The organism is Pedobacter sp. HMWF019 (assembly GCF_003061025.1).
GTDB lineage: Bacteria > Bacteroidota > Bacteroidia > Sphingobacteriales > Sphingobacteriaceae > Pedobacter.
In genome coordinates this window covers 1-10717 of sequence record NZ_QAIL01000268.1, presented here as the reverse complement: position 1 = coordinate 10717, position 10717 = coordinate 1, and the positions used below count along the sequence as shown (strand labels likewise).

The following is a 10717-nucleotide window of genomic DNA, read 5'->3' as shown; positions in this document are numbered from 1 at the left end:
GGCTAGGGGTATTTTAACTGATGATTAGGACTCTTGTGTCTGGCGCTCTTGTGAAATAGCCGGACTGATCAGTTCTTTATGTTTAGCTCCCCAGCTGCTCAGTTTCGACCAAATTGGAATGAGCTCTTTTGCAATAGAACTGAGTTCATAATCTACTCTTGGAGGTACTTCTGCATAGACGGTACGTTTGACTAAACCCTCTTTTTCTAATTCTCTGAGTTGCAAGGTTAACATGCGTTCTGTGATATAAGGTATTAGTTTTTTTATTTCCCCAAATCTCAATTTTCCCTCTTCAAGTTTACAAAGGATCAATAGTTTCCACCGGCCGCCAATTTTACAAACCGCATAGGTAAGGTCGCATCCCTCTGTAATTAGTTTTTCGTTCAGCATATTCGTTGAATTCTCTTTTCTTTTTCCCATTACTTACAAATTTGTTAGTACCATACAAATAGATGTATTGCCCGCAAAAGTAAAGGTTATAAAATAGCTTTGCGGCCTAATACGAAATAACTATGTGTGTATTCTTATCGAAACAAGTAAAAGATGCATTGGATTATATCCAGGCCATTGATGTGCAGGAAATCGAAAATGAGCTGGAAGCGAGCAGAGCTTTCTATGAAAAATTTATACCAATGGCAGGAGAAGAAGAAGCTGTTTTTCAGGTAAATGATCTGGAGATCTTATCTTTTGATCAAAAGATAAATATCAGGATTTATCGCCCATCAAAAGATATGGAACTCCCTGCTGTAATTTATTTTCATGGGGGCTGGTTCAATGCGGGGAGTTTGGAAACTCATGACAGACCTTTAAGAAAGCTGAGTAATTTATCAGGGGCAATCGTTATTGCGGTTGATTACAGACTTGCGCCGGAGCATCCCTTTCCTGGTGGAGTAAACGATGGGTATGGAGCTTTAAATTGGGTGATGAACAATGCGGAGTCCTTGGGTATTGATTTGAAACGTCTTGCGATTGCAGGGGACAGTGCTGGAGGGGCTTTGGCGGCTGTGATTACCAGAAAGGCTATTCAGGATCATCTACAGGGAATACTTTGCCAGGTCCTGGTGTATCCTGTTACGGATGCTTCTCTTAAAACAGCATCCTGGAAAGAATTTGAGGGTGGTCCGGTTCTGGATTATGAGGGAGCTGTGAATGCGTGGGACCTTTATCTGAGCAATAATGAAGATAAAAAAAATCCAGATGCATCACCTTTATGTGCAAATCATCTTGCTGGTATTCCCAAGAGTCTAATCATCATAGCAGAATGTGATCCATTAAGGGATGAGGCTGTACTCTACGCTGAAAAACTGCAGAACGAGGGGGTTGAGGTTAAGCAGTCCATGTATCATGGGATGGTCCATGGTTTTTTTCAGATGGGCGGTATTATTGACGAAGGTAATTACGCCATTGAAGAGGCTGCTCAGTTTCTTTTCCAAAATTTTAACCGCAAATTGGGATGAAGAAATTCGCATATATAGGCTGTTTGGGCTTTATAGGGGTAATCACAACAGAGTTTGGGATTATAGGTATTCTACCGCAAATTGCAGCTCATTATCAAATCAGTATTGATAAAGCCGGTGTTTTACTAAGTGCATTTGCGCTTGTTATTGCATTAACGGGGCCTTTTATGACCTTATTGGTTTCCGGATTTGATAGAAAGAAAGTCATGCTGACTGCAATTTTTATTTTCCTGATTACCGGCATCGTATCTGCTTTCGCTCCTCCGTTCTGGATTCTAGTCCTGGTAAGGGTTTTACCTGCTTTTTTACAGCCGGTATATATTGCAACAGCCTTGTCTGTTGCGGTGTCTCAGGGCGACAAAAAACATGAGAATGAGCTGATGGGAATAGTTTTTAGTGGTGTGGCTATTGCAATGGTTACAACGGTTCCCTTTGCCACTTATCTGTCCAGTATATGGAGCTGGAAATCTTCATTTGTGGTGCAGGCAGTGGTAAGTATATGTGCTTTGGCTGCAATTTATTTTGTCTTACCTGCTATGCCTGTTAAAGAAAAGAAGTCTTATCGCAGTCAGCTTTCCATCCTCCGGCAACCCACATTTTTGATCAGCACGGCCATGAATTTCTTTATGATTACGGCCTGGTTTTCTACCTATAGTTATTTCGCTGATTATTTGAATAAAGCAAAAAGTATGGATAATACCATGGTGAGCTATATGATGTTTTTATTTGGTGTGATCGGTGTTTTTGCCAATTGGATTTCGGGTAAAATGCTGAATCGAAATATTCCGAAAACTACAGCGTTTTTCCTTTCCGGCACTATTCTGATCCCCGTACTTTTACACTTTTCAGGGGGAAATACGATAACTACTATCCTGGTTATTGCAGTTTGGGGCTTTTTGTACTCTCCGAGTTTCCTGAATGCCTCTACTTATATGATTTCTTCTGCTCCCCGGTCACTGGAATTTGCCAATAGCCTCGCTACTTCATTTGGCAATCTTGGGGTATCTTTAGGGACAACAGCGGGTGGTTGGGTAATCGCCACGAAGGGTGTAGCGCATACACCCTGGGTAGGATTTGGCTTTGGTATCCTTGCCTTGCTGATGATGACCTGGAGAAGCCTTATAGAAAAAGGTCAGTCTGGTTAGACTGACCTTTGCTTTATAGTTATTTTGTGATTTCAATCTTGTCGCCAAGTTTTTGTTTGAGGCTGAGAATGCCTCCCTGATCCAGAGGTTGCCAAAACCATCCGTCTTTATTTTTGTCGTTTACCTGAGCAAGTAGCTTGCCATTAACACTAATTTTTACGGGCTTGCCGGTTAGTCTGAAAAGATCGCTGGATGCCTTGTCGTAGATTTGATAGGAGATCGAAGTCTTTTGGTAATTTATGTTTTGTACTGTTGATGAAGTTTTGAGCATGTGGTCTGCATCTGAGGGCGCTAACTGCGGTGCGATGGCCATAGATCTGATATAATGACGAACATAATCTCCATATCCATCGGTCATCCATACATCATTGGTTGGGTAGTAATTTTTGCCATCATTGTCTACAGCATAGGTTGCCCAGGTGAGTTCTCTTATGGCATTGCGTGTTAATGTGGTGTCTCCTGTTAATGCCCAGTACTGGAGTTCCATGGAAGCCTGGCGGGCAGAATGGCTATTACCCACAACAGGATAAGCAGTTTGTTCATTGGTCACTGTAACTCCGTATTTTGCCCAATCTTTATTGTTAAACGTAGTGTGGACCCAGTCAAAAATGTTATTTACGGTTTTTTCCCAGTCTGTGTATAAATTTTTGTGTTCCATTACATACATCGCATAGGTGGTTGCATTGATCTGTGTTTTGGAATAGCCGGGTACATCTTCAAAGAAGGGCCCCCAGTCATTTGTTTTTTCAGGATAGTTTTTAAACCAGTTTAAGGTTTTGTTAAATGCCTGCTGGTACCGTGCTTTATTTCCTTTGTTGAGCTTAATGAGTTCGCTGAACAGCTCCATTGTACCGGTCCAATTCGTGGTATAGGTGCCTTGTCTGAGTTCCTTATAGAAATCATTTTTGCCAAGAGCGGCTACTTCTCCAGTTACTGCGTTTACTTTGAATGGCCATGGCGAATGGTCTGCATCTCCGGGTTGAATGTTGGCGGCCATGGTATTGGCGATTTTAACAGCTACATCCAAATATTTGGTGTTACCGGTCTTTTTATATAACCGGACCAGCTCGAAGCCTAAAGATCCAGCCTTGTCTGGTTGTAGTACACCTTTACCTGCCATCATATCTCCGTCATATATGCCGGATTCTACATTGGTATTGTAGGGGTAGGGAAGATTTGGCCATTTGCAGTTTGGTGAAGATATGGAATGTGCCAGATAGTAGTCGGCCTGGTATTTCATGTCATTAATAATAGCCTTGTCTCCTAAATAATTATATAAGAGGTCCCAGGAGGATATTCCCATAGCAACCTGGTCACCTCCAATGCCTCTTTTATCGTGACCTGCTTTCCATACCTGATGGTTCATGTAATATTTCACACCATTGGTGTCTGTTTCCATATTGCTCCAGAACTTCCATACCAGTTTGATCATCTGATCAAACGATGTCCCGTAATTGGTAGAATACCAGGGCAGGATATTTCCAGAGCCATCTACTCTTACCGTGTGATAGATGATGGAATCTGGAAGGATATGGTCTTGTTCAGCGTGGAGCAGGTCTTTATTCAGTATCGCATATTGAGCACGAGATTTTATGTTCAAAAGAAGTAGGGCTGCAACCAGCAGCATGTGTTTTGTTTTCATTTATATGCAAGTTATTGATTAATAATTGGGGTTCTGAATTAATAAAGCGTTTTTGTTTATTTCATCTCTGGAAACAGGAAATAAATAAGCCTTATCGAGCCATGCACTTTTTTGTACTACTATTGGTGTAATGGTTGGTATAGTGGCTGTGGTATGATCTGCGTTTAATTTATAGACAACGCTAACCCCACTAAATTGTTGATAAGCTTCGGGCGCAATAAGCCAGCGCCTTACATCATAGAAGCGATGTTCTTCAAAGGCAAGTTCCACTCTTCTTTCATTGCGGTAACGGTTACGCAATGCATTACCTGAATCTGTGATATTGGGCATTCCTGCTCTTTTTCTGATTTGGTTAAGTGCGGAACGTGCTTCGCTTTCTTCATTTAATTCTATACAGGCTTCAGCATAGTTTAAAAGAACTTCTGCATAACGCATGTAACGCCAAGGTGTGCCGTTGGTGCTGAATTGGCCGTTGATTGCCGGATCGATAAACTTTCGCAGATAGTAACCGGTGTATCCTCCGTTGAAATTTTCAACCGGGCCTTTTCTGCTGTCAAGTCCGTAAACTTCTTCCATTGAATTGCTGGATGTATTCCATCTTTGCCAGGTGCCTACTTGTATTACACCAACGGGGTCAAGATTGGTGATGTCTGATGGACGTGGCTTGAATTTAACCCCTTCATAAAGAATAGAAGCGTAAAACCTTGGGTCCCTGTTTTTATAGGGTTGATAGGCTTTTGAGGGATCGGACCAGCTGAATGGAGTACCGTCGGACATTTCAAAATGATCTGCCATTTCTCCAGAAGGGGTGTCCTGGCCATATAAGTGATATCCGTTGGGCCCTGAAACGAGAGAAAGTGAATTTAGATCTGGAGAACCGTTGAGAGAGGTGGTTTTAAAATACCTTACCCAAATGTCTTCCTCTGTACCGTTACTGATAAAGATGTTTGCGAAATTCTGAGCAATAGAATCTCCGGGGGCAGGGTCGGCTTTGTAGAGGCGGTAAACGCCCAGGTCTATAACAGCTTTTGCGGCATCTTTTGCTGCTCTCCACCTGGTCGCCTGATTTCCGTCGGTATACCTGATCAGTTCTTGTTGAGCAAATCCTGAAAATACAGGTTTGTTGTGCAGGTCACTTGCTGCGTAGAGCAAGGCTCTGGCTTTGAGTGCCAGTGCAGCTCCTTTGGTCACTCTGCCCTGATTGCTTCCGCTCTGGACAAGCGGGAGCAGTAGTGCAGCAGAATCACATTCTTTAGAAATAAAGTTAATGCAATCACTGTAGGAGTCTCTTTTTACAGCAAATACATCATTTAGCTCATAGGCTTTTTTGATGATTGGGACACCACCATAAAGACTTACCAGCTGATGGTAAAGATAGGCACGCAGAAAATGTACTTCCCCGGTCATCCTGTCTTTCAATTGAGTATCGTCTATTTTCGCACCGTTAATTTTACTGAAATAGATATTGCAAGACCTGATGTTTTTATACAACTTGTCCCAGTTTTCATGTGGCCAGGAAGCCAGGTCGTCGGGAGTGATCAGGCTATTGTTGAATTCAAAGAAGCTGAACCATTGGTCGTGCATCTCATCTACAAATTCCCCTTTCAGTAAACCGTCACCGCCATTAGCAGGATTATCTACATTTAAATAAATTCCGTTAACAAAGGCTTCAATCAGATTCGGATCATTCCAAATGTCGTCACCAGAAAATTCTGTTGAGGGTTTGGTATCTAAAAAATCTTTTTTGCAGGACGATGTGCATATCATAATGCACAAAATAAAGCTGCAGGTGATTAGAATATTTTTCATAGATTAAAAAGTTAAGTTAACACCGGCATTGACAACTTTATTGGATGGGTAAGGGTTGTCTGAACTGGATTCCGGATCGTAATTTTTCAATTTTGTTATTGTTACCAGGTTCAGGCCGCTGAGGTATACCCTCAAGCCTTTAACACCGATTTTACTGAGTAGCGGAGCAGGAAAGTTGTATCCGATTTCTACGTTCTTCAACCTTACATAATTGCTGTTTCTCAGGAAATAGGTATTGTTGATGTCGTATTGTTTCATCCAATATTCTTCAGCAAAATTCCAGGTTCTCGGTTTTGTGGCATCTGGGTTTTCAATGGTCCATCTTCCCTGGGCATCATCCTGAAGGAAGTTGCCGCTTTCTCCCGAGAAGGTAAATTGTTTTCTCATAGCGCCGGTTGCACCCTGGATAAGGAGGGAAGCATAGAAGTTTTTGTATTGCAGATCTATATTTATACCTCCTGTAAAGGTTGGGAGGTCTGTTTTGTCACTGCGTACCTGGTCTAATCCATCAATTTTGCCATCATTGTTGACGTCTTTGAAAATAATATCACCTGGTCTGGCATTTGCCCAGTGCGGGTAGTTGTCTACCGCCTGTTGATCCCTGAAAATACCAATAGCTTCATAATATAGAGAAGTATTCATTGGATGGCCGGTAGATTGCTGGTAAGCTGGAGCGCCGGGTACTTCGTCCCAGAATACAATCTTGTTTTTTTGATATCCTCCGTTGACAGATACTGTATAAGTGAAATCACCGGTTTTTCCGTTGGTGCCTACCTGGAATTCAAACCCACGGTTGGCGACTTTTCCTATATTCTGACGTGGCAGTGTAAGACCTGTCGATGCAGGCACGGATGCATTACGGTAAGCCAGGATATTTGTTCTTAGATTGTAGAAATAATCTGCAGAAAAGAAGATTCTTCCATTGAGCATTTTACCATCAATACCAATATTCGACTGGTTGGCAATTTCCCAGGTGATGTTAGGATTGGCAATACGGGTTTCGTTAATAGCCTTGTGCTCTTCTGTTCCATTAAAAATGTAGGTAGTTGAAGTTGTTCCATCACCTGCATAAGCATAGCCCTGAAGGTATTGGTAAGGATTAATGCGGTCATTTCCGGTACGTCCCCATGAGCCTCGGATTTTAAGCTGGTTAAAAAACGAAAGGTTTTTTTTCCAAAAATCTTCTTCAGAGATGACCCAGCCAAGAGATACTCCTGGAAAGAAGCCGAATTGTTTGCCATTGGCAGGGAAAATATAGGATCCGTCATAGCGGAAAACGAATTCAGCCAGGTATTTTTCCTTGAAATTGTAGTTTAAACGTCCGAAATAATTTAAACGTGCATCTACACTTGCAGACCCGCCATTGGTCTGATCTGTACCGTCTCCACCTGCAAAGAGCTGATCTGCTGCAGCAGAAATGTAATTCCTTCTGGCTGCAAAAAAGTTAAGTGAGTCGCCGGTAATGCGTTCTATACCCACCATAGCTTTAAGATTGTGCACTTCTCCAATGGATGTGCTGTAATTGATCAAACCATTAAGGGTTGTTCTGTTTCCGTTGTTAAAGTCTTGTCTGAGTTGGGGTGTGGCATAACCTTTTAAAGATTTGGTCAACTCAGGAAGCTTGTCTGCGCCGTAGCTCTGGCCGTCCCAGTAATACAGGTACCATGGGGTTTGCCATAGCTTATGGTTATCCATCAGTTTATCAATAGAGGCATTACCCGTAACGGATAGCCCTTTTACCCAGGGAATGTTGATGTCCAGTTTGGCGTTGCTTTCCAATATATAGCGGATGTCTTTATCATAACCGGTTTTATCTGTAGTCATGACCACTGGATTGGCTCCGCGTTCAATATCAGGGCCGGGAAGCCCATTTGGCCATCGGGCAGCAACGGTTGGTTTTCCACGCATTGTAGACGAATAGATGTCTTCAGCACTCAGGGTAGGGTAATTTCGGTTCTCCTGTCTTCCTGCCAGATCAAAACTGAGTTTAATATTGGAAGAAACTTTTGCGTCCAGATTGACACGGAAATTTCCCTGCGAATAATTGGTGGCGCTGTTTCTATAAATTGCGTCCTGGTACCTGTATCCTGCAGACACCAGATATCGAATGGCATCGCTTCCTCCTCTTAAAGACAGGTGACTGTTTCTTTGAATAGATATAGGTTTATATACTGCTTTAAACCAGTCTGTATTCGGATGCCCCCAGGGATCTGATCCGTCTTTATACTTTTGGATATCATCTGCAGAATAGACCAGGTCTTTGTCCCTGTATTGCTCAATCTCATTGACCATTTGGGCATAAGTGGCCGCATCTGCCATTTTGGGAATAACCGTTGGGTGTACAAAGCCCTGATCATAAGAGAAATTAATGGTAGGTTTCCCGGATGTTCCCCTTTTTGTGGTGATCATAATGACCCCATTGGCTGCCCGGGCTCCATAAATAGCCGCGGAGGCATCTTTTAATACAGTTACACTTTCAATATCTGAAGGGTCAATTCTTTCCAGCTGACGCCCGGCGATTCCATCAACGACGACAAGTGGGGTGTTGTCGTTCAGTGTATTCGACCCGCGGATCAGTAAGGTGCTTCCGTCATTTCCGGGTTCTCCGCTGCGGGTAACGGCAGTTACACCAGGAACCCTGCCTGCAAGACTGTTGCTGAGGTTCATTGCCGGAGATTTTTCGAGGTCAGAGCCTTTTACAGAGACTATAGCCCCGGTAAGGGTTGCCTTCTTTGCTGTTCCATAACCAACCACAACCACCTGGCTGAGCGATTGAATTTCGCTGATCAGCTCAATATTAATGCGAGGACGGCCATTAACTGGGATACTCTGTGAGGTGTATCCAATGGAAGAGAAGACCAGTACGTCTGCCGGACCGGCCGGAATAGAATACTTGCCTTTGGAATCAGTTACCACACTTGTTGAAGAACCTTTTATAGTAACAGAAACTGAGGAGAGTGTAGAATCACCAGATTTAACCACCCCAGTGACCGCAGATTTTTGCTGGCCATAAGAGAAACTGGAAAAAACAGTGAGCATAAGAAATAAGGAGAGTATAGAACAGGGTAGTTTCCATCTCATGGAAGAACCTGCGATACCGGAGAAGAACAAAAATTTCATACAATGTTGGTTTAGAGGAAAATATTTGGTTGGGTTGTTAACGGTATTTGTGTGATTTTGTATACGGTTTGTGTTTTGTAGCTAAACCCTGCTTAATGCCTTTTTAGTGGCTTCAAGTGTTTGGTAGATGTCTTCCTGGCTATGTGCATGGCTTATGGATGATTGTTTACAGGCAACAGGAAGGAGGTAGATGCCTTCCTGGATCAATGCTTTCCGGTATTTCAGGTCGAAGTTGAAATCGTGGTCTGTTAAAATATGATGGAGATCAACGGGTGTTTTTTGTGTGAAATAGGTGCAGGACGCTGAGCCGTTTGTGGCTACGATTGCCGGAATCCCTTTTTCTGTAAAAAGGGACCGCAATCCCTTGTAGAGAATATTACAAACTTTGTCCAGATGTTCATATGTTTCTGGTTTCTGTAAAATTTGAAGCGTAGATATTGCTGCGGCCACATTAAGAGGGTGGGCGTTATAGGTTCCTGCAATCAGTACTCTTTTTTTAGGGTCAGGTGCATCAAATAATTCCATGATCTCTCTCTTTCCGCCAATAACGCCCAGAGGATAGCCGTTTGCAATGGCCTTGCCAAACACGGATAGATGGGGTTTGACGCCTTCCAGATGCTGATGTCCTCTTAGGGAGGAACGAAACCCAGTTTTTACTTCATCGAAAATACATACTGCCTCGTATTGTTCGCATAAACGGATTAGGCTTTCCAGGTAGCCTGGCTGAGGAAGCACAATGCCTATGTTTTGCATTACAGGTTCCAGAAGTACACAGGCTACCGGGTATTTTTTAAGAACATATTCAATAGAATCGAGGTCATTGAAGTTAACACAGTGTACTTTGCTTCTAACGGATCGTGGTATGCCCGCTGAAGATGGAAGAAAAGGGTATTCTCCGGGAGACTTTCGCGGACCAATCTCTTTTAGAGATGGCATTACTTTTCTTGCCACATCATTATGCCAGCCATTATATCCGCCACTGATCAGTATGATATGCTCTTTTCCTGTGTAGGCTCTGCTCAGTCTGATGGCGTGAGCGGTTCCTTCACTTCCTGTGTTTGTGATCTGAACCAGTTCCAGAGAGGGGATAAGGGTACACATGATCTCCGCCAGTTTGATTTCCATATGATTTGTTCCACTTCCTATCAGAGAGTAGTCGTTTTTTAATGTCTGGGTCACGGCTTTATTGACTTCTTTGTTGTTGTAGCCCAGTAGATGAGCGGCAAAGGCAGAATGGTAATCTATGTATTCCTTGTTGTTGATGTCAAAAATCCGGCTTCCCTTGCCTTTCTTGAAAACAATATGGGGCTGTACTTTTCGGTTTAAAGAAACCACGCCACCGGCGATGAATTTGTTGGCTTCCTGGTGTACCTTCTGGAATTGGCTTGCTTCCTGGAGCAGAAGCTCATTTGATCGAAAAGACATAAGTATAGTTTTATATTTGGTTTTGTAAATGTATACAAAATATTTATTTTTATGTATACAAAATATTCAAACAAATATATACAAACACAGGAAACGGAGTTTATCCTGTTCCCTTTAAG

General features: G+C 42.7%; 7 protein-coding genes. 2 read left to right on the top strand and 5 right to left on the bottom strand.

All coding sequences use genetic code 11. The features are described 5' to 3' along the window. Nucleotides 1–24: 24 nt before the first annotated feature. Nucleotides 25–420 carry a helix-turn-helix domain-containing protein gene (locus DBR11_RS15655; RefSeq protein ID WP_108553596.1) on the bottom strand — a complete coding sequence of 132 codons (396 nt, stop codon included), beginning with the start codon at nucleotides 418–420 and terminating at the stop codon, nucleotides 25–27. Between the two features lie 92 nt (nucleotides 421–512). Here DBR11_RS15655 and DBR11_RS15650 point away from each other — a divergent pair, with 92 nt between their 5' ends. Further along, complete coding sequence (locus DBR11_RS15650; RefSeq protein WP_108553595.1) at nucleotides 513–1457, top strand: alpha/beta hydrolase; 945 nt, start codon at nucleotides 513–515, stop codon at nucleotides 1455–1457. Next, on the top strand, nucleotides 1454–2602 hold the full coding sequence (locus DBR11_RS15645) for an MFS transporter (RefSeq protein WP_108553594.1): 1149 nt from the start codon (nucleotides 1454–1456) through the stop codon (nucleotides 2600–2602). Before DBR11_RS15650 ends, DBR11_RS15645 begins: the two co-directional genes overlap by 4 nt. 19 nt (nucleotides 2603–2621) lie before the next feature. On the opposite strand, the gene DBR11_RS15640 is transcribed toward DBR11_RS15645, so the two are convergent. From DBR11_RS15640 to DBR11_RS15625, 4 genes are all read right to left on the bottom strand, one after another. Beyond that, a complete protein-coding gene (locus DBR11_RS15640; RefSeq protein WP_108553593.1) occupies nucleotides 2622–4244 on the bottom strand; it encodes a hypothetical protein in 1623 nt (540 codons plus the stop codon). Nucleotides 4245–4262: 18 nt separating this feature from the next. Then, a complete protein-coding gene (locus DBR11_RS15635; RefSeq protein ID WP_233260775.1) occupies nucleotides 4263–6053 on the bottom strand; it encodes a RagB/SusD family nutrient uptake outer membrane protein in 1791 nt (596 codons plus the stop codon). A 3-nt stretch (nucleotides 6054–6056) separates the two neighbouring features. Continuing rightward, the gene (locus DBR11_RS15630) at nucleotides 6057–9173 is read right to left on the bottom strand and encodes a TonB-dependent receptor (protein ID WP_199233854.1); all 3117 of its coding nucleotides are present in this window, start codon (nucleotides 9171–9173) and stop codon (nucleotides 6057–6059) included. An 81-nt stretch (nucleotides 9174–9254) separates the two neighbouring features. Next, nucleotides 9255–10598 carry an aspartate aminotransferase family protein gene (locus DBR11_RS15625; RefSeq protein WP_108553591.1) on the bottom strand — a complete coding sequence of 448 codons (1344 nt, stop codon included), beginning with the start codon at nucleotides 10596–10598 and terminating at the stop codon, nucleotides 9255–9257. Nucleotides 10599–10717 lie beyond the last annotated feature (119 nt).